We start from the raw sequence: 25,174 nt of genomic DNA, 5'->3' as shown, positions 1-25,174 counted from the left end.
CATCTCATGTCGACGCCACCGCAACCACCGGATCAGCATAGATCACGCTGAGCGCGACCACGATCGCAGACGCTTCCTGAACGCGCACACCGAATCTCGACGGCGAGATCTCCAGGGGCCAGCCGATGGAGGTCGCGTCGTCGAAGGCCGCCTGGACGGGGGCGAGCCCCGCCGGGTGCGCGGCGAACGCATCGCCGGAGACCACGATCGAATCCGGATTGATCACGTCCCGGATCATCGCGACCGCCCGGCCGAGTACCCGCGCACGTTCGTCGAGGATGGCCGGGTCGTCGGACTGTACACCCAGCCGGCCCGCCGCAGACTCGGCGGCCTCATCGCCGATCACGTCCTGCAACCGACCGGCCCCATCACCTCCGACGAGCACCGGCGCATGGACCGGCAAGTGCGCGATGGTGCCCGCACCTCGTTCGGGCACGTGCACCCGACCGTCGAGAGTCATTGCCATACCGGCGGTTTCGCGGGCGTAGAAGAACAGCCCCGACCCGGCTTCGGCCCGCGGATAGGTCAGCAACAGTTCGGCCGCGGCCATCGCCTCGACATGCTCGCACACCGACACCGGGACGCCGAGCGCATCGGCGAGGGTCGCGCCCAGCGCCTGCTGCCGCCACCCCAGCACCGGGTGGCTGACCACTCCGGTCTCGATGTCGACCGCTCCGCCGATCGCGACGCCCGCCCATAGCAGCCGTCGTCCGCTGAATCGCCCCGCCAGTTCGGCAAGCAGCCCGCACAGTTGCGCCACCGCGGCCCGTGGGTCGCCGGACGGCGTGAGCACCGCGTGGCTGTAGAGCGTGCGACCGCCGAGATCGGCGATCGCCAGGACCGTGCGACGTGCACCGACGTGCATCCCGGCCACACACAGCTTGTCGCGATCGATGGTGAGCGGGTTCTTGGGCCTACCGATGGCGCCGGGGTCGATCAGGTCGGGTCGTTCGACGACGAGTCCGTGCGCCGCAAGAGCGTGTACCTGGCGGTTGACGGTGGCCGCGGACAAGCCCGTCGTCGACGTGATGTGATCGCGCGTGACCGGGCCACCCACCCGGATCGCGTGCAGCACGGCGGCCGCAGCGGCAGAGGTGACCTGCAATGTCGCCGGCACCACCCCAACCATGGAGTGAATCTAGCAGGCACTCGACCCTGGATCCGTCGTGAGTCGAGGGTCGTAAGCTGAGTTCCATGACCAGCGAGCACACCGACTTCTCAGCGCAGCAACCGAATGACTCGTCGAAGATCGCGGTGGTGACCGGTGCCAGTTCCGGGATCGGCGCGGCCACCGCACGACAGCTCGCCAAACAGGGCTACCACGTGGTGCTCGGAGCACGCCGCGTCGACCGTGTCAAGGCGCTCGCCGACGAAATCGGTGGTACCGGAAGACAACTCGACGTCACCGACGAGGACTCGGTGGCCCAGTTCGTGGACGGTCTCGACTCGGTGAACGTTCTGGTGAACAACGCCGGCGGCGCCAAGGGCCTCGACCCGGTGGCGAACGCCGACCTCGACGACTGGCGCTGGATGTGGGAGACCAACGTGCTCGGCAGTCTGCGCATCACCAAGGCCCTGATCCCGGCGCTCATCGCGTCGGGCGACGGTCTGATCGTTTCGATCACGTCGATTGCTGCGATCGAGGCCTACGACAACGGCGCCGGCTACACCTCGGCCAAACACGCACAGGCGGTCACCCACCGCACGCTGCGCTACGAACTGCTCGGCAAACCGGTCCGCCTGACCGAGATCGCGCCCGGCATGGTCGAGACCGACTTCTCACTGGTGCGCTTCGACGGCGACCAGGAACGCGCCGACGCCGTCTACCAGGGCCTGACGCCGCTCACGGCCGACGACGTCGCCGAGGTCATCGGGTTCGTCGCCTCACGCCCACCGCATGTGAATCTCGACCAGATCGTGCTCAAGCCGCGCGATCAGGCGTCGGCGCGGCGGAACGTCAAGACGGGTTAGGAATCAGCGACCACCCGCCAGCCGAGGTGCGAGCCTGCGAGCCTCGATGCCCCTGGTGAGAGGACATTGTCGGCTCACCAGCACCCTTCGAGGCTCGCTCCGCTCGCACCTCAGGGAGCGGAGGATCAGCGCGGGGCAGGCGTGGTCGCGTCGGGGGTCGGGGCGCCGCTCGGTGTCGCGCGTGCGGTGGTGTCGCGGGCCTCGCCGTCGATCGCCGACATCCCCTTCCAGGCGCTCCAGTCGAAGGTCCAGTCGTAGATGTCGCCGTCGGCCTCCGACAACGCGATCCGCGTGCCGGTCACCTCGACGGGGTCGCCGTAGATGGCGGTCTCGAAGTAGCGTTGCGCGTTCTCCAGCGACAGGTTGATGCAGCCGTTGGTGACGTTCGACGATCCCTGCACGCCGACGGTCTCCGGGTTCGCGTGGATGAACTCGCCGTTGTTGGAGATACGCACCGCATAGCGCTCGCGGACGTTGAAGTATCCGGCGGCCGGGTTGCTCATGTAGAAGTCTTCGTACTTCTCGCTCACCACGTGGATGCCCGACCGGGTGACGTTGCGGTCGAGGTCGCCGCCGCCGTAGCTGGACGGCAGGGTCATCAGCGTCTCACCGCCGCGAACCACCACGATCTGGTGCGACGACGCCTCCGCATTGACGACCTGCGCCCGCCCGATGGTGAAGTCGCTGGTGACGTCCGCGGCACCGTAGGCACCTTCGCCATGGTCGAGGCCGTAGAGCTTGGCCGACATGTGCACCTTGGTGCCCGGCTTGTAGTAGTTCTTCGTGCGCCAGTGCACGCGTGAGCCGTTGTCCTCGCCCAGCCACGCCCAGGAGCCCTCGGTCCGCGGCGTCGTGGTCACGGTCAGTGCGCGCTCGACGGCAGCCTTGTCCTCGACCGTTCCGTCGAACTTCAGGATGATCGGCGCGGCGATGCCCACTTCCTGGCCGTCGCCGATGTTGACGACGACATTGAGCTGGCTCTTGGGTGCCAGTGTGGTGAAGCTGCCCTCGATGTTCTTCGTCTTGCGATCGGTGCCGGTCGCGCTGCCGCTCCACGTGTATTTCGTCCCATAGCCGAGCGGCTCGGAGACGGTGAAGGTGGTGCGGTCGTCGGAGAGCTTGCCCGCGACCGCCCTGCCACGCGGATTGACCAGTTTGACGTCGGGATTCAGGACGCCGTTGGACACCTTGACGGAGAAGTCCGTGGTCGGGTTCGGGTCGTCGGCGTCGAGTGCCGGAGTGAACGTGATGTCGACGACGGGCGCTTCCGGCTCCTTGGCCTTGCCGGGGTCCGACGACGAGCCGCTGCACGCGGCGAGGGTCGCGCCGAGGACGCCGACGCCGGCCGCGGCGAGCATCGTGCGCCGGTTGAGTAGGGGCTGGGTGTTCATCGCCTACCCACTGTACCGATCGAATCGCCCGGTCAGCGGGCCGCGACCGCTCCGGGAAGGTGTGCTCGCTCACCGTCGTGGTCGAAGATCGACAGAATCTCTACCGGTCCGCCGTGCGCGCCGATCGAATGCGGCACCATCGTCGAGAACTCCGCGGCGTCACCTTGGGGAACGAGGATGGTGCGCTCACCGAGCAGCAGCCGCACCGTGCCGGAGAGCACGGTGAACCACTCGCGGCCGGGGTGAACGCCCAGGTGATCGGGGTCGTTCGGGTGGTCGACATCGATGCGCATCTTCGCGACGGTGACCCCCTGAGGTGCGCCTTCCCGCGACAGCATCCACACCGTGACCCCGTCGCGGGTGTGCGGTTCGGGGCGGATCACGACGTCGGCGTCGTCGGCGGGTTCCACCAACTGATCGAGGGTGGTTCCGAGCGCGCGAGCGATCGGCACGAGTTGGTCGAGGGCGACGCGCCGATGACCGGTCTCGATGCGGCTCAGCGTCGACGGACTGAGGAAGCACCGTGCGGCCAGCGCATCGAGCGTCCAGCCCTTGGCGATGCGAAGTCCGCGGATGCGCTGCCGGACCACCACATCGAGTTCTTGCGTCATACGCAAGAGTGTATGCCCCTCGCGCATTTCCGCGCTACCGTCGAGTCATGGCCCAGTCGCATCACCACCACCACAATCACGGCGAGCATCCCCAGGATCACCAGATGGCGAGCGTGCTCGATCTCGACGCCGCCGTCGCCGGTGGATACATCGACGACGCGATCGACCTGATCCGCGACGCCCTGCCGCGCGAACCGAAGATCGTCGTCGACATCGGATCTGGCACCGGCACCGGCACGGACCGGCTCGCCGCGCGTTTCGACGCCGCAGAGATCATCGCCGTCGACCACTCCCCCGAACTCGCGGAGTTGCTGACCGAGCGTGCTGCCGCAGCCGGATACGCGGACCGGCTGCGCACAGTTCTCGCGAACCTCGACGACGGGTGGCCGGCAGAGGTGTCGAATCCAGAGGTGTCGAATCCCGACGTGGTGTGGGCGTCGTCGTCGCTGCACCACATCGCCGACCCGGACCGTTTCCTCGCGGCAGCACGCACGGCACTCACCGACGACGGCATCCTCGCGGTGATCGAACTCGCCGGTGCACCAAAGTTTCTCCCGGACGACCCGGGTGTCGGGCTGTCGGGACTCGAGGGCCGCTGCCAGTCCGCGATGTCGGCCAACGGATGGAATTCGTTCCCCGACTGGACAACTCACCTCCAGTCAGCCGGGTTCGACGTGGTGGCGCACCGAAGGATCCGCGTCGAGCCCGATCCGCTGCCGCCGCAGACCGTCGAGTACGCCGTGCAGTGGTACAGCCGACTCCGCGTCGGCCTCGCCGAGGTCCTCGACGCCGACGATCTCGCCGCCCTCGACGTTCTCCTGTCCGACGATTCGCCGCTCGCATTCCACCGTCGCGGTGACCTGACCTTCCGCGCCGGTCGCATCGTGTGGATCGCGCGCCCGGCAACCGAAAGGAATCTTTCATGAACATCATCGATGTCGCCGTCATCGGCGGCGGTCCGGCCGGACTCAGCGCGGCCATCGCGTTGGCACGGTCGTTGCGCTCGGTCGTGGTCATCGACGCCGGCACGCCCCGCAACGCCCCCGCCGACGGCGCCCACAATGTCCTCGGCCACGAGGGTGTGCCGCCACTGGACATCCTGGCCGCGGGTCGCAAAGACCTCGAGGCCTACGGCGGCGTCATCCGCACCGATTCGGTACTCACCGCCACGCGCGACGATTCCGGCTTCACTCTGGATCTCGCGTCGGGCGAGGTTGTCCAGGCCCGCCGACTCATTCTCGCCACCGGTCTCGTCGACGAACTTCCCGACATTCCCGGTGTCGCCGAGCTATGGGGACACGACGTCCTGCACTGCCCGTACTGCCACGGCTACGAGGTGCGCGGCAAGCGGATCGTGGTGCTCGGCACGAGCGCGATGTCGACCCATCAGGCGATGCTGTTCCGGCAGTTGTCCGACCAGGTCACCGTGCTCACCCACAACATGCCCGCGCTGGAGCCGGCCGACTCGGAACGACTGCGCGCCCGTGGGATTGACGTCGTCGACGCACAGGTGCGGCGGCTCGCCGTGAGCACCGACGCCGACGGCACCCACCACCTCGACGGCGTCGAGCTCGCCGACGGTTCGGTCGTCGAGGCCGACGCGGTGGTTGTTGCGCCTCGATTCATCGCTCGGACGGACCTCTACGAGCAGCTCGGCGGCACACCCTCCCCGCATCCGATGGGTGGCGTGTTCATCGAGACCGGGATCATGGGCCAGACCGCGGTCCCCGGCGTGTGGGCGGCCGGCAACACCTCCGACCTCTCGGCGATGGTCACCGTCGCGATGGGTGCGGGCGTTCAGGCCGGGGCCGCCGTGAATGCCGATCTGGTGGCCGAGGACACCGAGCGCGCGGTCGCAGCTGCCGCTGCCGGCTGGACCTCCACCCGCTCACTCAGGCAGCACCACCCGCGAACCACCACCGCTCCCTGAGGCGCCGCCCTGAGGAGCGAGCTTGCGAGCGTTGGTCCAGCCGCCGTCGATGGGGTGGGCATGGTTGTAGGGCGTGACGTGGTCGAGTTGGCACTGTTCCGCGGGTCGGCCGCAGTAGGGTCCGCGGCAGTGGTGATCAGTCAGCGCGATCGCGCGCCGCTGTGCGTCTGTTGGTTCGTAGTCCAACGCCCCGACCGGGGGTACAGGTAGCCCACCGTGTCCGGTGGGGTCGATCGGCGCCGGGTTGGGTGGGCGGGAGAGCACCCGGACCAGCGCCGAACCCGTCTGCGAGCTGCCGGCCAGGTGGGCGGGTACTGAACACGGCCGGCCTTGCGGGGTCGTCCGGCGCGCAACATGCTGACCCGACCGTCCGGGTCGGTGTCGGTGGGATCGCTGCGATGCAGAAACCGTTGGCTTTCGCGGTACATGCCGGTCCAGGTGGCATCTTCGGCGAGTGCACGCGCGTGGGCGGGGTCGATGACCCCGTACCCGGGCACGAACGGCACCATCTCCCCGGTCAACCCTGCCAGCGTGGGCGCATCGGTCACAACGACGACGGCAGCCTTGGTCGGCACCAGCGCCGTGGAGGGTTTCGCGGGTGCAGCGTCCGGCTTGGGCGCCACCTCGGCGTCGAGGTCGGTGTCGTCGTCACCCTCGTCGGGTTCGGGGTCGGGGGTCTGGTTCGCCGGGGCGCCGCAGGTGTCTGATCCGCACCGGCAGTCCAACTCGGTGCGACCGCGGGTGATCGCGACCAGCGCATCCGCGCGTTGCTGGCCGGGCAGGCGTGGATCCTCAGAGCAGAGGAAGTGATTGATCAGCCCGGTGATCCGGGATTGCAGATACCGCGCATCCCCCAACCCCAACGTCGCTGACACGGAGACCTGTCCGTAGGGGGCTTTGCCGAATCGGACGTCCTGGTAGCGTTCGGCGAACTCTTCCCGGACTTCTGCCGCCGCCAAGGGATCCAGCGCGATCACCAGTTCATCCAACTTGTCCGACAGCACCGCATTCGTCGACGCATCGGCGGCCAACATGAAGCGGCCTCTTCGGCGGCGGCGCGTTGCTCGGCATCCACGCCGCACACCGCGTGCGCCACCAGCGATGCCCGCGACTCGGAGAGATCCCCGGCCAGAAACGCTGCCCGCACCGCCGGCAGGTCTTGCAGCAGGGCGCCCAGGGTCATCCACCGTCCGGCGGTGGCCGGGGCACGGCGAAATGCAGGGAGACTTCGCGCAGGGCGGCTTTGTCGGGCATGCGTTTGCGGTAGCGGTCGGAGTCGGCGGCCTGGACGCGGTCGAACACTTTGCGGCCCAGGTGGTAGGCGGCCAGGACTTTGCGGGCCATCACCTCGAACTCGATATGCGTGAACGCCGAAGCTGCTGTGGCCAGATCGGTTTCACCCGCGTCGGCCAGTGTGGCCTCGCTGGTGTCCCGCCCCGGTTCGAACATGTGTCCACTATCTCAGAGGGGTACGACAAGAAGTGTTGTCGGCGGTTCTGGTTATCAACAGTGATCTCGACACGGTGCCTCGCCCCAGGGGGCTCGGTACCGGCTCGATCCGGCGGATCTCGACACGGTGCCTCGCCCCAGGGGGCTCGGTACCGGCTCGATCAGCGTGACGAGGCCGGCGGTGGGCTCGACCAGCGTGGGGTTCGGTGTCGGCTCGATCAGCGTGACGGGGGGCTCGGAGTCGGCTCGATCAGCGGAAGGCGGCGGCGGAAGCTGGGCTCAGTCCCGATCTCCCGCTTCCATGTCCGCACGGTCCATCAGGCCGTCCCGTGCGCGTTGTTCCTGGTATACGAGGCGGCCGATGCGATGTGCGACCACCGGCGCGGTCATCAGGGCGAAAAGGCTTGCGAGGATGAGCATTCCGACGTCGACGTTGTGGCCGAGACGGAGCATCGCACCGAGGAGCAAAAGGAGCAGGCCCAAGGTTTGCGGCTTGGTGGCGGCGTGCATGCGGCTGAGTGTGTCGGGGAAGCGGAGGATGCCGATGGCGGCGGTGAGCGCCAGCGCGCTTCCGAGGAACATCAGTACGCCGCTGACGATGTCGATGATCATGTCTGGTCGTCCCGGACTCGGAAACGGGCGATGGCCACCGAACCGGTGAAGCTCAGCAGCGAGAGCGCGACGATCGCCGGGACCACCGTCGAATCAAGGCTGTAGGCAGCCCACAGGCCGAGGCCGCACATGCACAGGGCGATGATGACGTCGAGCGCCACCAGCCGGTCGAGGGTGGTGGGACCGCGGAGGACGCGGATCGTCGTCAGTACCGCCGAGATCAGCAGCATGCCCGCGCACAACAACCAGACAACCGTCACGATTCACCTCGCTTCACATCCATGACCCGTTCCCGGTCGGCGAACCGAACGCCGTGGAAATCGTCGTCGATGCCGTGATACGGGCTCGGATGCCACTCGCTGTCGCGCTCGAACGCCTTGACGAACATGCGCTCGACATAAGCGATCTGGTCGTAGAAGGCGCGCACCTGCTTCTCGGTGCGCACGTCGAAGACGTGGATGTAGAGCATTCGGCGCCGGTGATCGATCTCAACCACCATGGTGCCGGGCACGAGGTTGAGATAGTCGACGGCCAGCGTGAGCACCATGTCGGACTTGATCGCCACCCGCACCCGCATGACCGCACCGAGCGGCGGTGGTCCCGGTCGGATGGCCATCCAGGCGACCTGCGCGCTGGACACGAAGAAGTCGAAGAACAGGCTGATCAGCAGGCGCAGCAGCGAAAGCGGGTGGATGCGGCCCTCCACCGGTACCCGCGGCAACGGCAGAACGGTGAGGATCAGTACCGCGAGAAGGAGTCCGGCCAGGATGTTGGCCCAGGAAATGGTGCCCCACAACAGGACCCACACAAACGTCAGCCATGCGATGGTCCAGAGCCGCACCGCGACCTCGCGGCTGTCGGTGCCGAACCAGCGCGGTACGCGCACGTGACCGCGAACCCAGACGAGGGCTCCGACGAAGTGCCAGAAGATGAACAGCAGCGAGACGCGCCACGCGTTGATGATGAAAGAGCGCACCGGTCCCTTCGTGGAGACCACCGGCGCGCGTGGCCGCGATTCTGAACTCATCTCGCGGCACCTTCTCCCAGCACGGCTTCGACGTACACATTGCGATCGACGATGTCGGTGGCCGCGCGATCGGTGAAGCCCAGGATGGGACCGGCCCACAGGGTGAGGACCAATCCGGCGGCGACCATGAGTGCGGTGGGGACCACCATGGTGATCGGCATGCGGCCGACGTCGGGACGGTCGTCGAAGGCGATGTCGGAGCTCTCGTCGATCAGCGCAGACGGCCCGCGATCGGCCATGTCACCCTCGGGGGCGTCGGCGCGCGGTCGCCAGAAGCCCTTGGTCCAGACGCGGGCCACCACATACAGGGTGAGCAGGCTGGTGACCACCGACCCGGCGACGAGCGCCCAGGCCAGCACCGAACCGTCCTGCACGCCCGCCTCGAGCAACGCGACCTTGCCGATGAACCCGGAGAACGGCGGAATACCACCCAGATTCAGCGCCGGGATGAGGAACAGGGCCGCCAGCACCGGGCTGGCGATCAGGCCACCGAGCCGTCGCAGCGACGCCGACCCGGCCTGCCGCTCGATCAGCCCGACCACCAGGAACAGCGTCGTCTGCACGAGGATGTGGTGTGCCACGTAGAAGATGGCCGCCGACATCCCGATCTCCGACGACAATGCGATACCGAAGATCATGTAGCCGATGTGACTGACCAGGGTGAACGACAACAGACGTTTGATGTCGGACTGGGCGATGGCACCGAAGATGCCCACCAGCATGGTCAGCAGCCCGGCTACGAGGAGCATGTTGTCCATTGACCCGCCAGGGAACAGCAGCGAATGCGCGCGGATGATCGCGTACACACCGACCTTGGTCAACAAACCGGCGAACACCGCGGTCACCGGGGCAGGCGCGGTCGGGTAGGAGTCGGGCAGCCACGTCGAGAGTGGGAACACCGCGGCCTTGATGCCGAAGGCCACCAGCAGGACGGCATAGAGCGCGTTGCGGGTGCCGCTAGGGACGTCGTCGAGCCGAAGGGCCATCTCCGCGAGATTCAGCGTGCCGGTGGTCGCGTAGGCGAAGGCGATGCCCGCCAGGAAGATCAGCGACGACACCATCGAGACCATCACGTATGACGCACCGGCCCGCACGCGTTCGGCGCTGGCACCCAGGGTGAGCAGCACGAAGCTCGCGGCCAGCAGCACCTCGAAGGAGACGTACAGGTTGAACAGGTCGCCGGCGAGGAAGGCGTTGCACACACCCGCGGTCAGGATCAGATAGGTGGGCAGGAAGATCGAGACCGGCTGCTGCTCGGTGCCGTCCCGGATACCCTGTCCGATCGCGTAGACGACGACGCACAGCAGCACGCTCGTCGACACCACCAGCATCAGCGCGGCGAGCTGGTCGACGACCAGGGTGATGCCGAGAGGTCCGTTGGGGTAACCCTTGTCGCCCCACCCGCCGATGGTGAGCGACCAGGTGCCATAGCGGTTGGTGAGGTAGAGCAGCAGGCACGACGCGACGAACGCGGTGCCGATCGCGCCGGTCGTCACCGCGCGCTGGAAGCGCGGGCTACGGCTCTGCAGCAGCGTCAGTGCCGCCGCGATCATCGGGACCAGAGTCGGGAGGACGATCAGGACCGGGAACCAGGACTCCTGCGGTGTCATCGGCCATCACCCCCAGTCGTCACCGGGTTGGCATCGCTGTCTGTGTCGTCACCGTCCGTGTCGTCGCCGATCTCGTCGATGACGTCGGCTTCCTCGGGCATGATGTCGGTCTCGAGCAGCTCCCGGTGTCGGGCGGCCGCTTCTTCTGCGGTCAGGGGGTTGCCGTCGTCGTCGAAGAAGTCGCCGGCCTTGGTGTCGGCGTGGGTGACCGGGTCGTCGGTGCGGTCGCGGTCGGGTGCGGTGTCGAGCGTCGTCGACTGGATCTTGACGTCCTCCGTGTCGTCGTCGAGGTCGTCGTCGTCGCGGTTGAGGACGAACAAGCGGTACACCATGGCGAGCACAAACGCCGCCACACCCATGGTGATCACGATGGCGGTCAGCACCATCGCCTGGGCGAGGGGGTCGGCGTCGGCCGGCCGGTTGTCCGACGACCGTCCCATGATGGGCGGATTGCCCATGCCACCCGAGATCGTGATGATCAGCAGGTTGATGGCGTTGCCGCAGAGCAGCAGTCCGAGCAGCATCCGGACCACGCTGCGTTCCATCAGCAGATACGCGCCGCAGGCCGCCATCGAGCCGACGACGATCAGTAGGAACAGGTTGACGCTCATCGGCTCACCCGCTGATCCGATAGCGGCTGATTCGCCTCGACGGCGGTCTCGACATCCAGGCGTGCGCCCAGGCTGCGTAGCACGTCGAGCACCAGCCCGACGACGATGAGGTAGATGCCCAGGTCGAAGAACAGGGCGGTGACCAGCTTGATGTCGCCGAGTACGGGGAGCGTGATGGTGAAGACCGCCGACGAGAGCGCGGGCGCCCCCAGGAACAGCGAGACGACCGCGGTGGTCGCCGAGATCGCGAGACCGGCACCCAGGATGCGGCCCGGCTCCACGGGCAGCGCCTCGCCGAGTTCGTAGCGTCCGCCGGCGAGGTAGCGCAGCACCAGCGCCAACCCCATGGTGAGGCCGCCGGCGAAACCACCGCCCGGCGCGTTGTGGCCGGCATAGAAGAAGTAGACCGACAGCACCACCATGGTCGGGAAGATCAGGCGGGTGGTGGCCTCGAGCACCATCGACCGGTGTCGCGGATCGCGCAGGCCGCTGCCGAGCAACCAGGTGGTGCGGTCGGGCGGGATCGGATCGTCGTCCTCGGCGGTGTCGGTGTGTCCGTTGAGGGTGTTGCCGTTGAGTCGGGCGGCGTCGGCGACGCGGGGTGCGGCACCGAACCGGCGGTTGCGGAACACCATCGACGCCACGCCGGTCGCGGCGACGATGAGCACCGACACCTCGCCGAGCGTGTCCCACGCGCGGATGTCGACGAGCAGGACGTTCACCGCGTTCGCGCCGTGGCCGAACTTGTAGGCGGCTTCCGGGATGTCGACGTGCAGTGGCTGCGTGGAACGTGCTGCCGCGGCGAACAAGCCGACGGCCACGAGCATCGCGCCGAAGGCCACGCCGATCAGCGCGCGCAATGGCTTGAAGCCGGTGGCATGCCGCGGTTCGGGTTCGGCGGGCAGCTTGCGCAGCACCAGCACGAAGATGACCAGCGTGAGGGTCTCGACGAGGAACTGGGTGAGTGCGAGGTCGGGTGCGCCGTAGAGCGCGAAGAGCATGCCGCAGCCGTAGCCGGTGACGCCGACGATCAGCGTGCCGGCAAGACGGTTGCGCAAGACGGTCGCTGCCAGCGCCGACGCGATCATGATCCCGCCGATCACCACCTGTGGCGGCGACCCGAGGCCGTCGATGTCCAGACTGTTGCGGGCGCCCAGGAACAGCACCACGACCGGCAGCAGGATCGACGTCGCGAGGATCACACCCTGGGTCACCGGCAGCGATCCGCGCTGGGTGTTGCGGGTCAGCATCAGCGACAGGGTGTCGGCGCCGCGCAGCGTGGCGTCGTAGATGCGGTCGGCGTTGACCGGCTGGCGGTAGCGGAACAGGCGTCCGCGCAGCTGCCGGGCCACCAGGAAGACTCCGGCACCCGCGACGACGACGACGATCGAGAACACCACCGGCAGCCCGAAACCGTGCCACATCGCGAGGTGCTCGAGCTCGTGACCGTAGGTGGGCAGGGTCTCGGCGTACGGTTCGAAGAGGTTGCCGATCTGCGGGCTGACCAGCGCGGCGACGATACCGCCGATGGCAAGCACAACTGGAGACAGGAAGAACAGGGTGGCGGGCGGATGCATCTTGGCGACCGCCGGACTCGGCGTCGCACGGACCTTGCGGCCGAAGGCACCCCACAGGAATCGGCACGTGTAGGCGAAGGTGATGATCGAGCCGACCAGCAGGACGATGTCGATGGTCTCGGCCTGCCACGACGTGAACGATCCGGTGGTCCACACCGAACCGAAGGCCGTCTCCTTGCCGACGAAACCGAAGGTGAACGGGAGTCCGGCCATGCTTGCGCCCGCGATCGCCGCGATCAAGGCCAACGCCGGCAGCCGATGGCCGAGTCGAGCGAGTTTGCGGATGTCGCGCGTACCGGTGGAGTGGTCGATGATGCCGACCACCATGAACAGCGACGCCTTGAACATGGCGTGCGCGACCAGCATCGTCAGACCGGCCATCGCGACGTTCGCGTCGCCGATGCCGACCAGGACGGCCATGAAACCGAGCTGCGACACCGTGCCGAACGCGAGGATCAGCTTCAGGTCGAGTTCACGTAGCGAACGCCAACCGCCCATCACCATCGTCACGCACCCGAGCACGACGACCGCCACGTGCCAGCTCATCGTCGTCGCGAACGCCGGGGCCAGTCGGGCGATGAGGTAGATGCCGGCCTTCACCATCGCGGCCGCGTGCAGATACGCGCTGACGGGGGTGGGCGCCGCCATCGCGCCGGGCAACCAGAAGTGGAACGGGACGATCGCGGATTTGGTCAGGGCGCCGATCAGCAGCAGCACCACCGCGACGTCGACGTAGGACCCCGACGCGGGTGGGTTCGCGATGATCTCGGAGAGCAGGTACGTGCCGCTGCGTTCGCCGAGCATGATGATCCCGACCAGCATCGCCAGGCCGCCCGCGGTGGTCACCAGCAGGGCCTGCGTCGCTGCGCGGCGTGACGTCGCACGTACCGCGTAGAAGCCGACCAGCATGAACGACAGGACGGTCGTGAGCTCCCAGAACACGTAGAGCACGAGCATGTTGTCGGAGACGACCAGACCGAACATCGCGGCGGCGAACGCGATCATCTCGCCACCGAAGATGGCGACCCGCGGACGAGCGTCGTCGAAGTAGTGGGCGCAGTAGCAGAGCACCAGCGCGCCGACGCCGAGGATGAGCACCGACATGATGGCGGCGAGTGTGTCGAACCGGGTGGTGATGTCCATCTGCAGCGACGGAACCCACTCGAGCGTTTCGGTGCGCGCTTGTGCGGGGTCGGCGTCCGGCCATTCGGCGACGACCCAGGCGAGTGCTCCGGCGGGGGCGAGGGCGAGAACGTAGAAACCCTTGGTGCCCATCGCGTGGATCACTGCGGGTGCGACGACAGCACACACTGCCAGCGCGGCCAACACAGAAATCAAAAGGGCACTCCGTCTTCTCGATCGGCGGGGTGTCACGGACGTCTGCCCGCGCGACCTAGCTTACCGTTGCTCCCATGTTCAGGTTCGGGTGGCTCGTTCGTACCGCTCTCGCGATCGCCGCGATGGCCACCGCGATCGGTGTTCTCGGTGCTTGCGGAACCGCCGAGGAGTCGGCGCCCGACGGGGTCGCCCTGCCGGGTGACTTCCCCAAAGACCAGGTGCCCCTCCTCGACGGGACCGTGCTCAGTGCGTCGGGCACCCAGGAGCAGGGCTGGACGGTGACGATCCAGGGCCCGGCCAACGGTGGCAATCAACTCGACGTGGCCGTGAAGAAGCTCACCGACGACGGGTACGTCGAATCGTCGCGCAACTCCGTCGGCGGCCAGATGGTGGTGATCCTGTCCGCGGACAAGGACGGCACCAAGTACGTGGTGACGGTCGGGACCTCGCCGCAGGCCGCTGCAGGGGCGTCGTCGGTGATCTACCAGGTCACCGCTGCCTGACCCCGGCCGCCGGCTTCTGACGCCCGGACTCTGTGCTCACAGCCGATTGGCAGGCGCCCGGCAGTCCGGACATAGCGCCCGCGGGCACCGTGGTCTCACATTCACCGAGCCCGGCGATCGTCGGGCCACTGAGAAAGTGAGATCGACACCGATGTCCGACACCACACCTACGCACGACACCGGCACCGCTGCGACGGCAACGCTGACCGAACCGGCGCCGGTTACACCACAGCCCACCGAACCCGTCGATCGCGGCGGTGTGAATCTGCCGTCGAAGGTCAAGAACGCGATCGTCGCGGGCGGGGTGGGCATCGCCGTGCTCGCCGGCCTGCTCGGATTCGGGGCGGGTTACATCGTCGGCGACAACAGTTCGAGCAACTCGAACCAGATGAACGGACCGGGCGGCCGGGGTGGCATGAATGGCCAGATGGGGCCGGGTGGCATGAACGGTCAGATGGGGCCGGGTCAGATGCCGAATGGTCAGATGGGTCAGGGTCAGATGCCCAACGGGCAACAATCCGGAGGCCAGAACCAGCCGCAGGCGCCGACGGCAGCCAACTAATCAGTTCGCAGTGCGTATTTCCCACGGGTAAAGTGAGGCTTGCCAAAGCAGTTGAGGGCTCGACCTTCGACCACCCACCGGAGGACCGAGCGTGACTCAGACAAGCCCCAACTTCGCCGATACTGACAGCCTCACCGATACCGACAAGCTGGCACGGCACTTCCGCGACGCGATGCGATCGGTCGCGGAGGTGTCGGTGCTGGACGGCGAGTGCAAGCAATGGGAAGTGCGAACCTGGCGGCAGGTACATTCCCGCTCGGCGCAGATCGCAAAGCAACTGCTCGACGATGCGTCGTCGGCAGCGACCGGCCCGGCGCGACCCGGTGCCCTCGGCCTCATCGGCGACCCGACGATTGATCTCATCGCAGCAATTCAGGGCGCCTTCCTCGCGGGGGTCGCGGTGTCGATCCTGCCCGGTCCGGTGCGTGGAGCGGACCGCGACCGTTGGGCGGAAACCACCTACGAGAGGTTCGTCGGCGTGGGGGTGACCACCGTCCTCGGTGGCGGCACCGAACTCGCCCAACTCTCGGAGATCGACGGGACGCTGCGGGTGACCGATGCACGAACCTACGGCGTCGACGCGGATGCCGCCGATTTCGAACCGGTCCCCGCCTCCCCTGAGGATCCCGCGATCCTGCAGGGCACCGCTGGTTCGACCGGCGAGCCCAAGACCGCGGTCATCTCGCGGGCCGCGGCCCTCACCAATGCCGTCGAGATGGGTGAACGGCTGGGACTGAGTGCCGAGCATGACGTCGGGTTCAGCTGGTTGCCGCTCTACCACGACATGGGCCTGATGTTCCTGCTCGGCTCGATGGGGGTCGGCGGACCCATCTTCGTCGTCCCCAACACGGCGTTCGCGGCATCGCCGTTCAGTTGGCCGAAATGGCTCACCGAGACCCGCGCAACGGTCACCGGAGCACCCAACTTCGCTTACGACCTGCTCGGCCGCTACGGGCGTCTTCTGCGCGATGCCGACCTGTCGCATTTGCGGGTGGCGATCAGCGGCGGCGAACCCATCGATCCGGACGCCTTCGACAAGTTCCTCGCGGAGGCGGCCAAGGTCGGGTTCGACCCTGCTGCCGCCACTCCCGCGTTCGGGATGGCTGAATCGGCGTGCGCGGTCACCATGCCGTCGGCGGGTGAGGGAGCCAACTACGACGACGTCCTCGTCACACCGCCGGGCGGTGGTGAGGCAATTCGACGACGCTACGCGATCCTCGGTGAGCCCTTGCCCGGCATGGAGATTCGGGTGGTGACGGCGGATGTGGCGGTCCAGGCGATCGCCGGACGCGACGTCGGTTCCGTCGAGATCCGCGGGACATCGATGATGTCGGGGTACCTCGGTCAGCCACCGCTGCGACCGGGCGAGTGGTTCGCGACCGGCGATCTCGGCTATCTGATCGACGGGCGACTGGTGATCTGTGGGCGGTCCAAGGAGATCATCATCGTGGCCGGCCGCAATCTGTATCCGGTGGAGGTCGAACGGGCAGCTGCGACGGTGAAGGGCGTGCGCAGTGGTGGTGTCGTCGCCGTGGCCCGCGCGGAATCATCTTCGCGCCCAGGGCTTGTGGTGATCGCCGAGTTCCGCGGCCGGGATGCCGACGCGGCACGGGCCGACGTCGGTACCGCCGTGGCCGCAGAGTGCGGGGTGCTGCCGACCGACGTGGTGTTCGTCGACCCCGGAACCTTGCCCCGAACCACGTCGGGCAAACTCCGCCGACTCGAGGCCAAGGAATTGCTGGAGTCGGGGACCTGGGGCTGACGCGACCCGCTCGGCGCTGGAGCGCCGCCTACTCCACGCGACGCTCGGCGTAGGCGCGGAGGTTCTCCACCTGGGCGGCGTCCAGCGACGGCCGCACCCGGCTACGGGCCTCGGTGACGTCGTCGGCGGTGACGGTCGCGGTGTCGATGTCGCGGCGCATCGCCGACAGCGCTGCCTCGCGGAGCAATGCCGAACAGTCGGCTGCGGAGTAGCCGTCGAGGTCGGCGGCGAGGTCGTCGATGTCGATGCCGTCGAGCGGGACGTTCTTACCGGTGGCGCGCAGGATGTCGGCGCGCGCCGCGGCATCCGGCGGCGGGACGAACACCAGTCGTTCGAGACGACCCGGCCGCAGCAGCGCCGGGTCGATGAGGTCGGGACGGTTGGTGGCGCCGAGGACCACCACGTCCTGCAGGGGTTCGACACCGTCGAGCTCGGTGAGCAGCGACGCAACCACCCGGTCGGCGACCCCGGAGTCGGTGGACTGACCGCGACGCGGAGCCAGGGCGTCGACCTCGTCGAGGAAGATCAGCGACGGCGCAGATTCCCGTGCGCGCGCGAACAGATCACGAACGGCCTTCTCCGAAGCACCGACCCACTTGTCCATGAGTTCGGCGCCCTTGACCGTGTGCACCGACAGCCGGCCCGACGCGGCGAGGGCCCGCACGACGAAGGTCTTGCCGCACCCGGGTGGGCCGAACAGCAGCACGCCGCGCGGAGGTTCGACACCGAGCCGGGCAAAGGTGTCGGGATGCTGCAACGGCCACAGCACGGCCTCGGTGAGGGCCTGTTTGGTCTCGACCATGTCGCCGACGTCGTCGAGCGTGATGGACCCCAGCGCGACCTCCGGCGAATCGCCGCGCGACACCGGCCGGATCACGGACAGAGCGCCGAGGAGGTCGTCGGTGCGCAGGGCGGGCGACGACTTGTCGTTGCTTGCGCGGGCCGCCGCACGCAACGCGGCCTCGCGGGTGAGCGCCGCGAGATCACCGGCGACGAAGCCGGGGGCGCGGGCGGCGACGGCGGCCAGATCCAGATCGCCGTCGGTGGGAACGCCTTTGAGTATCGCGGACAGCAGACGGGCGCGGGTCGCCGCGTCGGGCAGGCCGACGATGAGTTCGCGGTCGCAGAGGTCGGGGTCGCGGAGTCGGACGTCGAGGCGAGCGGGTTCGGCGGTCGTCGCGATCAGCGCGACCGCCCCGTCGGCGATGCCCGACCGCAACGCGTCGAGGATCAGCGTCGCCACCGGGTCGGGTTCGGCGGGCAGCAGGGCGTCGACGTCGGTGATGAGCAGTACGCCACCGCCGCCGCGGACCTGTGCGAGGGCGTCGGTCACCACACGGAGTCGGGCGTTGGACTCCATGGCGCCGGTCGTCGGACCGTCGACGCTGACGAGCGGGCGGTCGGCGCATACGGAACGCACCATTGTCGCCTTACCTGCGCCGGCCGGCCCGGAGATCAGCACGCCGAGTCGGGGTGCCGCGCCGAGTGTGCGCAGGACCTCGGGCTCGTCGAGGGTGATCTGCAGCCATTCGGTGAGTTTGCCGATCTGGATGTCGACGCCGACGAGTTCGGACACCGGACGCACCGGCACGCGGTCGGCAGGCGCGGTCGCCGCGCGCTGTGTCGAACCCGCTGGAACTATGCCCAGACCCGGGATGCTCGGCGAAAAGCCTTGTGTATCCGGCACTTCCGAACCGGTGGACCACAGCACCGCGGTGTTGGGCTGCACGCTGACGGGCGACGCGGGGTCGGTGCCCGACACCGTCAGCAACTCGTTGGTCCACGTGATGCCGACCGAGCGAGCCAGCGATCGGGTCGCCTCGGTGGCGGCGAGTTCCGGGCCGAGATCGCGCGGCAGCAACGACACCGCGTCGCCGACCGACAGCACCTTGCCCAGTAGCGCCCGGCGCAGCGTCGCCTCGTCGACCGACCGCGTCGCCAGCGCCGAACCGGTGACCACCACGCGACTTGCGCCGTGCACGATCACTCGTGAGAGCACCACGGGAGCGTCTTCTTTGACCCCGGCGTTGGAGAACGTGATGTCGTCGAGGAGCGCGACGCCGGTCGGGGTGCTCGACTCGGTCGCCGCGATCACTGCCGCGGTGACTCGGGCACCGATGATCGACACCGCATCCCATTCGCGCAGCGCCAGCGCGGTCAGCACTTCGGGGTGTACGCGCACGAGACCGCGGCGGGAATCGGCTGCCGAGGTGTTCAGGCGCGCGGTGAGGGTGAGGCCGTTCGGTGCGCTCACGGCGTCTCACCCGCATCGGTCGGCGCCTGGGCGGGTGCCGGTGCCGTCGGTCGGTTCAGCCCGAGCCGTGCCTGCGACTTCCTGATCGCCGGTCGACGCCGACGACCGCCGGTCGCGCGGATGGCCCGACGTTGTGCGCGTCGCTCGGCCGGACGGTCCTCCCAGAACTCGGGCCGCGACGCCACCCAGCGTCGGGACCGCCAGGCGAACGGGATGTGTGCGGCGTACCCGGCGATCGCGATCATCATCAGCACGTACGGGAAGGTCAGCAGGAGAGCAGCGCCGATGGCGACCAGGATGAGCACAGCTGCCAGCGCACGCGGAGGAACCGACGCGGCCTTGAGCGATGCGGTCGGGATGCGACTGACCGCGAGGAACGCGACCAGCACCAGCCACCCGCCGACCGCGGGCAGCGAGGTCCACCACCCGTCGCCGAACTGCTGCGCCAGACCGATGGGGAGCAGCGCACAGATGGCCGCGGCGGGCGCCGGAACGCCGACGAAGAAGTCGCGTGTGTAGGCGGGCGCTTCGTCGTCGTCGAGCAGGGTGTTGAACCGGGCCAGCCGCAGCACGATCGCGCAGCAATAGATCAGGGCCAGCGCCCAACCGAGATCCTGCCCGTCCATGAGGTGGAAATACACGATCATGGCCGGTACGACGCCGAAGTTGATCGCGTCGGCCAGCGAGTCGATCTCGGCGCCGATGCGGGTGGTCGCGCCCATCATCCGCGCGACCCGACCGTCGAGTCCGTCGAGCAGTGCAGCCGCGACGACGAGACCCATGGCCGCGTTGATGTCGCCGGTGGTCGCTGCGCGCATCGCGGTCAGGCCTGCGCAGATCGCCAGGATCGTCAGGGCCGACGGCACGAACATGCGGCCGGCCGCGGCCTGTCGTCGTAGCCGGTTGCGTTCGGCCGGGGTCGGCCCGCCGGTGACCTTGGTGGTCGAGCGCGCCGCGCGACCGGCGGAACGGCTGGTCGGCGTGCGGGACGACCGTTTGGTGCGATCCGGCTTGGGGCCCGTCATCGTGAAATCGTCATCGTGTAGTCGTCATCGCGTCCGCGTCATCCCGCCAGGACGGCGAGTGGGGTTTCGCCGCCGACCGCGCGCTGGCCCACCGACACCAGGGGTCGAGTGCCGCGCGGGAAGTAGACGTCGACCCGGGAGCCGAACCGGATCAGGCCGTAGGTCGCACCGATCGCGAGCTGATCCCCGACCCCCGGCTCGCAGACGATCCGACGCGCGATGAGCCCGGCGATCTGCACGACCGCGATCTCCGTTTCACCGCCGGTCGCGTCGGCGCAGCGCAGGGTCATCGTGGTTCGTTCGTTGTCCGAACTCGCCTCCGGGAGGTCCGCGGACAGGAAGGCGCCGGGAGTGTGGGTGACCGACGTGACGGTGCCCGCGATCGGGGCGCGCTGGACATGGACGTCGAAGATCGAGAGGAAGGTCGAGACCCGGGGCAGCGGTTCGGTCCCCAGGTCGGCCTCGGCGGGCGGCACCGCTTCGTCGACCAGCGCTATCGTTCCGTCGGCGGGTGCCACGACGATGCCGTTCCCGGTCGGCGGCACCCGACTCGGATGCCGGAAGAACGCGGCGCACGCCCCCGCGGTCAGGGCGGCGGGCCGAGCGATCCAGGGATGTCGCCGCCCGAGCAGCGCCACCGCAGCGGGTCCGAGAACGAAGGGCAGTCCGGCGCGATGAATCGGCGGGATCGTCTCGCGTGCCAGGTCGAGCAGGTGGGCGAACGGGTTGATCTCACCCGCCGGGCTGTTGGTCGATCCGTCCGGTCGCGGACGTCTGGCCACCACTGCCTCCTGTTGCGTCGATGAATGTGCCAACGGGCACGGCTACAGCTTAGATCCCGTGGGTGTCCGCGGGGCGGGGTGGCATGCTGAGCATCATGCGTTCGGTCGTCGAGCACCAAGCTGTCGTCGCGGCACTGTTTCCGGCTCCGGAAGCGGTCCGCCTGCCCACGCCCGATGCCTTGGGTCTGGTCACGATGGGCGACGTTCATGCGCCCATCTCGCTTCCCGGTTTCGACAACTCCGCGATGGACGGTTACGCCGTCCGTGCTGCAGAGATCGCGTCGGCCACCCCAGAGCATCCTGTCGCACTACCGGTGGCCCACGACATCCCTGCCGGCCGCACCGACTCGCTGGTCCTCGCGCCCGGCACCGCACATCGGATCATGACCGGTGCGCCGCTGCCCGAGGGGGCGGATGCGGTGGTACCGGTCGAGCTCACCGACGGCTCGACCAGCACGGTGTCGATCACCGCTGCTGTCGAGGTCGGCAAGCACATTCGAGCTGCGGGCTCCGACATCCTGCACGGCGAACGAGCACTGCCGAGCGGCACCGTGATCGGAGCGTCGCAGGTGGGGCTGCTTTCTGCGCTCGGGATCGCCGAGGTGACGGTGGCTCGGCGACTCCGGGTCGTGGTGCTGTCCACCGGGTCCGAACTCGTCGCTCCCGGAACCGAACTCGAGCACGGACAGATCTACGAATCCAACGGCGCGATGCTCACGGCCGCGGTGACCGAGGCGGGGGCCATCGCGCGTCATCTGCATTTCGTCCCGGACGACGTCGACGATTTCCTCGCCCGGCTCGACACCGTCGCCGACGACGCCGACGCGATCATCACCTCCGGTGGCGTCAGTGCGGGCGCGTTCGAGGTGGTCAAGGATGCGCTGTCACGCAACCCGGACGTCGAGTTCGTGAAGGTCGCGATGCAGCCCGGCATGCCCCAGGGCTGTGGTCACATCGCCGCGCCAGGTGGACGTCGGGTGCCGATCGTCACGCTGCCCGGCAACCCGGTCAGCGCGCTCGTGTCGTTCGAGGTGTTCATCCGGCCTCCGCTGCGGGCGGCCGCGGAGATGTCACCACACCGACCGCGCGTGCATGCTCGGCTCGGCTCGGCGGTGCGCTCGACGCCGGGCAAGCGGCAGTTCCTGCGCGGGGTGATCCGCTCGGACGACGGCGCTGCGCCGATCATCGATCCGATCGGTCCGCCGGCGTCGCATCATCTCCGCTATCTCGCAGCGGCCGACGCGCTGATCGACATTCCTCCCGAGGTGACCGAGCTGGCTCCCGACGACGACGTCGAGGTCCTCCGGCTGGGGTGAGCTCCGTCCGCCGCGCTGCAACTCCCCGGGCGTCGCACTACATTCGGTGCCATGGCTTTGGGCATATTGCTCGACATCGACGGGGTGATGGTCACCTCGTGGAAGGCGCTGCCCGGCGCTGTCGACGCGGTGGCCGAACTCGCCGACCGCGGCATCCCGCGAATGTTCTTGACCAACACCACGTCCCGGTCGCGCGGGGAGATCGCCGAGGCGCTCGGTGAGTGCGGGTTCGAGGTCGACGCGAAGGAGATCCTCACAGCGGCCAAGCTGACCGCCGAATACGTGTCGTCGACCTTCCCCGGCAAACGCGTGTGGGTGCTCAACCAAGGTCCGATCGCCGAGGACATGTCCGACGTCGAACTCACCGACGACCCGTCCGCCGCGGAGGTGATCGTGCTCGGCGGCGCCGGTCCGGTCTTCAGCCACGACGCGTTGTCGAAGGTGCTGGAGATGATGATGGACGGCGTGCCGGCGATCGCCATGCACCGGTCGATGACGTGGTCGACCGCCGACGGCCTCAAGATCGACACCGGCGTGTACCTCGAAGGCCTCGAGAAAGCGGTCGGCCGCAAGATCAAGGCGATCGGCAAACCGTCGCCCCTCGGCTTTCGGGCCGCTGTGGAACTGATGGCGCTCGAACCGACCCAGGTGGTGATGGTCGGCGACGACATGCACAACGACGTCCTCGGCGCCCAGGCGTCGGCGCTGATCGGGGTGCTCGTGAAGACCGGCAAGTTTCGCGAGGAAGCGCTCCGGGCATTGCAGCGCGACGAATTCGGTCCGGTGCCTGACCACATCATCGACTCGCTCGCCGATCTCCCGGCGTTGCTGGACAAGATCAGCGGATAGCCACCGCACCCCGGCCCGCCCACACCCTGTGTCGAATCGGGTCAACTGGGTGCTGCAGCACACAGACTCTCCGACAGGACACAGAGTGTCCGGAGCGCCTCCGCGGCAGACTGCATCTCCCCAGGTCAGCGCGGTGGTCCCGTAACTCTCGAGTCAGCGTCCCTCCGTCGGCGTTGCCGACGTCATGGACGCGGGAAGAGCCACCCCACGCTGCCTGAGGTGCGAGCGGAGCGAGCCTCGAAGGCCAGGCGAACTGACATTGTGGTCTCACCAGCCCTTCGAGGCAGTCGGCTAGCGCCTCGGGCACCTCCGGGAGCGGAGGGCGTCGAACGCGTTACCGCAGGTCAGGAGGCCCAAGGCAGTACTGTTCGGGTCAGGCCTCTGCGGCCTTCTTGATCTTCCCGAGCGTCTCGGCCATGCCGGCCTTGAGTTCGACGTCGAAGTTGTCGTTGCCGCCCATGAAGCGCTCGACGAGCGTGAACGAGATCTTGCTGGTCTTGCCGCCCGGTGCTTCGCGCCGTTCGGTGAGCTTGACGCCATTCTCCGACGGTGTGATGGAGTAGCTCCACACGGTGTTGTTCTCGGTGATACGCCAGCCGATGGTCTTGTTCGGCTCGAAGCGCACGACCTTCGAGGTGGTCGGCCAGACGAGCGCGCCGCGCCGGTTGATGTTGATCGTCTTGGTGTCGAGGTCGACGTCGCCGCCGCGGATGATCATCTTCACGCACTGCGGGCTCCACTCGCCCATCCGCTTGAGGTCGGAGATCACCGCCCACACCTTCTCCGGCGTGGCGTCGATGTCGACGGATTCCTCGATGAGTTCTGCAGGCATGCTGTTCCCCTCCATTGGGTGCGATTTGTGGTCACCCTATGGGCCTACTGTCTAACCGTCAATAAGCGGGTGACGTCAGACGAGCAGGGTCGCCCCGATGACCGCGCCGATCCCGACGAACACGGCCGCGGTGATCCAGCCGGCCGGATGGTCGTCGCCGCGGTGGGTTCCGCCCTCGAGCAGCAGCGTGCCGAGTTTGCCGGGGGTGAGCCAGTCGATGAGGACGAACGACCACATCATCACGGCGATCGCGAGGACCGCGTAGGCAGCGGTGTAGAGCACGGCCCGCCACAGGATGAGGTCGGCGGTGTCGACCACCGCACAGATCATCACCACCGACACCGAGATCACCATCGACGTCGTCAGGATCACGGCGTTGCGGTTGTGGTCGAGCCACACCAGATTGCGCAGGCGTCCGGGGGTGACGAGATCGAGCGCGAGGAACCCGATGATCAGCGCGACGATGCCCGCGAGGCTGAACGCGGCGGCGTGGCCGAGGTTGTCGCGCAGCAATGCGACCATGTCGATCTCTCCCATGCGGTAGGGCGGACTCTAGAACCCTATCGAGCATGGAACGCCGACGGGATGCTTTGCCGCCGATGGGCGTGCCGCGTCAGGCGAGCAAGGGGAGTTCGAGATTATCCCGCAGCGTCGAACCGGGGTACTCGCGCCGATAGACGCCGAGTTCCTGCAGCACGGGGACGACGTCGGCGACAAATCTGTCGAGTCCGCCGGGCGTGATGTGCGGGACGAGAATGAATCCGTCGCTCGCATCCGCCTGTACGAAGTCGTTGATCGCGTGTGCGACGGTGGTCGGCGACCCGACAAACGCCTGGCGGCCCGTCACCTCGATGATCACCTCGCGGGTGGTGAGGTTCTTGGCGGCGGCGAGATCGCGCCACTCATTGGCGACGTCGCGCGGGTCGCGGTGAATCCGCACGCTCGCACGACCTTTGGCGACGGTGTTCTCGCCCGGTAGCGGGTCGACGGTGGGTAGCGGGCCGTCCGGATCGTGGTCGGAGAGGTCGCGGTTCCACAGCTGCTCGAGGAACTTGATCGCGGTCTGCCCGCTCACCTGCGCGAGGCGCACCTCGTGTGCGAGCTCGGCGGCCTCGGCGTCCGTGTCGCCGAGAACGAAGGTGGCCGCCGGGAGGATCAGCAG

General features: G+C 68.0%; 24 protein-coding genes and 1 pseudogene. 8 read left to right on the top strand and 17 right to left on the bottom strand.

Going from position 1 to position 25,174, the window contains the following annotated elements; all coding sequences use genetic code 11:
* Positions 1-4: 4 nt before the first annotated feature.
* A complete protein-coding gene (locus ABZW74_RS11745) occupies positions 5-1,129 on the bottom strand; it encodes an ROK family transcriptional regulator (RefSeq protein ID WP_240861975.1) in 1,125 nt (374 codons plus the stop codon).
* A gap of 65 nt (positions 1,130-1,194) precedes the next feature.
* On the opposite strand from ABZW74_RS11745, the gene ABZW74_RS11740 reads away from it, so the two are divergent.
* Positions 1,195-1,971, top strand: coding sequence for an SDR family NAD(P)-dependent oxidoreductase (locus ABZW74_RS11740; RefSeq protein ID WP_355276351.1), 777 nt, complete (start codon positions 1,195-1,197; stop codon positions 1,969-1,971).
* 125 nt (positions 1,972-2,096) lie between these two features.
* Here ABZW74_RS11740 and ABZW74_RS11735 read toward each other — a convergent pair whose 3' ends face one another.
* Both ABZW74_RS11735 and ABZW74_RS11730 read right to left on the bottom strand, forming a co-directional pair.
* Positions 2,097-3,362 carry an Ig-like domain-containing protein gene (locus ABZW74_RS11735; protein ID WP_355276349.1) on the bottom strand — a complete coding sequence of 422 codons (1,266 nt, stop codon included), beginning with the start codon at positions 3,360-3,362 and terminating at the stop codon, positions 2,097-2,099.
* Between the two features lie 32 nt (positions 3,363-3,394).
* On the bottom strand, positions 3,395-3,973 hold the full coding sequence (locus ABZW74_RS11730) for an XRE family transcriptional regulator (protein ID WP_240861969.1): 579 nt from the start codon (positions 3,971-3,973) through the stop codon (positions 3,395-3,397).
* A 47-nt stretch (positions 3,974-4,020) separates the two neighbouring features.
* Between ABZW74_RS11730 and ABZW74_RS11725 the strand changes: the two genes are divergently transcribed.
* The gene (locus ABZW74_RS11725) at positions 4,021-4,899 is read left to right on the top strand and encodes a class I SAM-dependent methyltransferase (protein ID WP_240861967.1); all 879 of its coding nucleotides are present in this window, start codon (positions 4,021-4,023) and stop codon (positions 4,897-4,899) included.
* Positions 4,896-5,903, top strand: a complete 1,008-nt coding sequence (locus ABZW74_RS11720; protein ID WP_355276347.1) for an NAD(P)/FAD-dependent oxidoreductase — start codon at positions 4,896-4,898, stop codon at positions 5,901-5,903. Before ABZW74_RS11725 ends, ABZW74_RS11720 begins: the two co-directional genes overlap by 4 nt.
* 140 nt (positions 5,904-6,043) lie before the next feature.
* Here the strand turns inward: ABZW74_RS11720 and ABZW74_RS11715 are convergent, their stop codons facing one another.
* From ABZW74_RS11715 to ABZW74_RS11680, 8 genes are all read right to left on the bottom strand, one after another.
* Positions 6,044-6,937 carry a DUF222 domain-containing protein gene (locus ABZW74_RS11715; RefSeq protein ID WP_355276345.1) on the bottom strand — a complete coding sequence of 298 codons (894 nt, stop codon included), beginning with the start codon at positions 6,935-6,937 and terminating at the stop codon, positions 6,044-6,046.
* 145 nt (positions 6,938-7,082) lie between these two features.
* Positions 7,083-7,352, bottom strand: coding sequence for a hypothetical protein (locus tag ABZW74_RS11710; RefSeq protein WP_355276343.1), 270 nt, complete (start codon positions 7,350-7,352; stop codon positions 7,083-7,085).
* Positions 7,353-7,631: 279 nt separating this feature from the next.
* Positions 7,632-7,964 carry a monovalent cation/H(+) antiporter subunit G gene (gene mnhG, locus ABZW74_RS11705; protein ID WP_240859897.1) on the bottom strand — a complete coding sequence of 111 codons (333 nt, stop codon included), beginning with the start codon at positions 7,962-7,964 and terminating at the stop codon, positions 7,632-7,634.
* Positions 7,961-8,224 (bottom strand): monovalent cation/H+ antiporter complex subunit F, encoded by a 264-nt coding sequence (locus ABZW74_RS11700; protein ID WP_240859895.1) that lies wholly within the window; start codon positions 8,222-8,224, stop codon positions 7,961-7,963. The genes mnhG and ABZW74_RS11700 overlap by 4 nt, the downstream gene beginning before the upstream one ends.
* Entirely contained in the window at positions 8,221-8,991 is a 771-nt protein-coding gene (locus ABZW74_RS11695; RefSeq protein WP_355276340.1) for a Na+/H+ antiporter subunit E, read from the bottom strand. Before ABZW74_RS11695 ends, ABZW74_RS11700 begins: the two co-directional genes overlap by 4 nt.
* Positions 8,988-10,601: a Na+/H+ antiporter subunit D gene (locus ABZW74_RS11690; protein WP_240859892.1), complete on the bottom strand. Its 1,614-nt coding sequence runs from the start codon at positions 10,599-10,601 to the stop codon at positions 8,988-8,990. Before ABZW74_RS11690 ends, ABZW74_RS11695 begins: the two co-directional genes overlap by 4 nt.
* Positions 10,598-11,212, bottom strand: coding sequence for a Na(+)/H(+) antiporter subunit C (locus ABZW74_RS11685; protein WP_355276338.1), 615 nt, complete (start codon positions 11,210-11,212; stop codon positions 10,598-10,600). The genes ABZW74_RS11690 and ABZW74_RS11685 overlap by 4 nt, the downstream gene beginning before the upstream one ends.
* Positions 11,209-14,127: a Na+/H+ antiporter subunit A gene (locus tag ABZW74_RS11680; protein ID WP_355276336.1), complete on the bottom strand. Its 2,919-nt coding sequence runs from the start codon at positions 14,125-14,127 to the stop codon at positions 11,209-11,211. Before ABZW74_RS11680 ends, ABZW74_RS11685 begins: the two co-directional genes overlap by 4 nt.
* Before the next feature lie 74 nt (positions 14,128-14,201).
* On the opposite strand from ABZW74_RS11680, the gene ABZW74_RS11675 reads away from it, so the two are divergent.
* From ABZW74_RS11675 to mbtM, 3 genes are all read left to right on the top strand, one after another.
* Positions 14,202-14,630 carry a hypothetical protein gene (locus ABZW74_RS11675; RefSeq protein WP_240859885.1) on the top strand — a complete coding sequence of 143 codons (429 nt, stop codon included), beginning with the start codon at positions 14,202-14,204 and terminating at the stop codon, positions 14,628-14,630.
* A gap of 151 nt (positions 14,631-14,781) precedes the next feature.
* Positions 14,782-15,192, top strand: a complete 411-nt coding sequence (locus tag ABZW74_RS11670) for a hypothetical protein (protein ID WP_355276334.1) — start codon at positions 14,782-14,784, stop codon at positions 15,190-15,192.
* Positions 15,193-15,340: 148 nt separating this feature from the next.
* A complete protein-coding gene (gene mbtM, locus ABZW74_RS11665) occupies positions 15,341-16,954 on the top strand; it encodes a long-chain-fatty acid--ACP ligase MbtM (protein WP_355276375.1) in 1,614 nt (537 codons plus the stop codon).
* 28 nt (positions 16,955-16,982) lie between these two features.
* Here mbtM and ABZW74_RS11660 read toward each other — a convergent pair whose 3' ends face one another.
* Genes ABZW74_RS11660 through ABZW74_RS11650 form a run of 3 tightly spaced genes read right to left on the bottom strand, consistent with a single transcriptional unit; the run spans position 16,983 to position 21,015 of the window.
* Positions 16,983-19,208, bottom strand: a complete 2,226-nt coding sequence (locus ABZW74_RS11660) for an AAA family ATPase (RefSeq protein ID WP_355276332.1) — start codon at positions 19,206-19,208, stop codon at positions 16,983-16,985.
* Positions 19,205-20,233 carry a phosphatidylcholine/phosphatidylserine synthase gene (locus ABZW74_RS11655; RefSeq protein WP_355276330.1) on the bottom strand — a complete coding sequence of 343 codons (1,029 nt, stop codon included), beginning with the start codon at positions 20,231-20,233 and terminating at the stop codon, positions 19,205-19,207. Before ABZW74_RS11655 ends, ABZW74_RS11660 begins: the two co-directional genes overlap by 4 nt.
* Before the next feature lie 38 nt (positions 20,234-20,271).
* A complete protein-coding gene (locus ABZW74_RS11650) occupies positions 20,272-21,015 on the bottom strand; it encodes a phosphatidylserine decarboxylase (protein WP_240859874.1) in 744 nt (247 codons plus the stop codon).
* Positions 21,016-21,110: 95 nt separating this feature from the next.
* Between ABZW74_RS11650 and glp the strand changes: the two genes are divergently transcribed.
* Both glp and ABZW74_RS11640 read left to right on the top strand, forming a co-directional pair.
* Entirely contained in the window at positions 21,111-22,331 is a 1,221-nt protein-coding gene (gene glp, locus ABZW74_RS11645; protein ID WP_355276328.1) for a gephyrin-like molybdotransferase Glp, read from the top strand.
* A gap of 51 nt (positions 22,332-22,382) precedes the next feature.
* Positions 22,383-23,180 carry an HAD-IIA family hydrolase gene (locus tag ABZW74_RS11640; protein ID WP_240859871.1) on the top strand — a complete coding sequence of 266 codons (798 nt, stop codon included), beginning with the start codon at positions 22,383-22,385 and terminating at the stop codon, positions 23,178-23,180.
* Positions 23,181-23,553: 373 nt separating this feature from the next.
* On the opposite strand, the gene ABZW74_RS11635 is transcribed toward ABZW74_RS11640, so the two are convergent.
* The 3 genes and pseudogenes from ABZW74_RS11635 to ABZW74_RS11625 form a co-directional block, all read right to left on the bottom strand.
* The gene (locus ABZW74_RS11635; protein ID WP_240859869.1) at positions 23,554-24,012 is read right to left on the bottom strand and encodes an SRPBCC family protein; all 459 of its coding nucleotides are present in this window, start codon (positions 24,010-24,012) and stop codon (positions 23,554-23,556) included.
* Between the two features lie 75 nt (positions 24,013-24,087).
* The gene (locus ABZW74_RS11630; protein ID WP_240859905.1) at positions 24,088-24,534 is read right to left on the bottom strand and encodes a DUF350 domain-containing protein; all 447 of its coding nucleotides are present in this window, start codon (positions 24,532-24,534) and stop codon (positions 24,088-24,090) included.
* 91 nt (positions 24,535-24,625) lie between these two features.
* Positions 24,626-25,174: pseudogene (locus ABZW74_RS11625) on the bottom strand (F420-dependent methylene-tetrahydromethanopterin reductase); the annotation flags it as partial.

The organism is Gordonia sp. NPDC003585 (assembly GCF_040610755.1).
Lineage (GTDB): Bacteria > Actinomycetota > Actinomycetes > Mycobacteriales > Mycobacteriaceae > Gordonia.
Note: the sequence above shows the minus strand (reverse complement) of the source record. Positions and strands in the feature narration are given on the sequence as shown.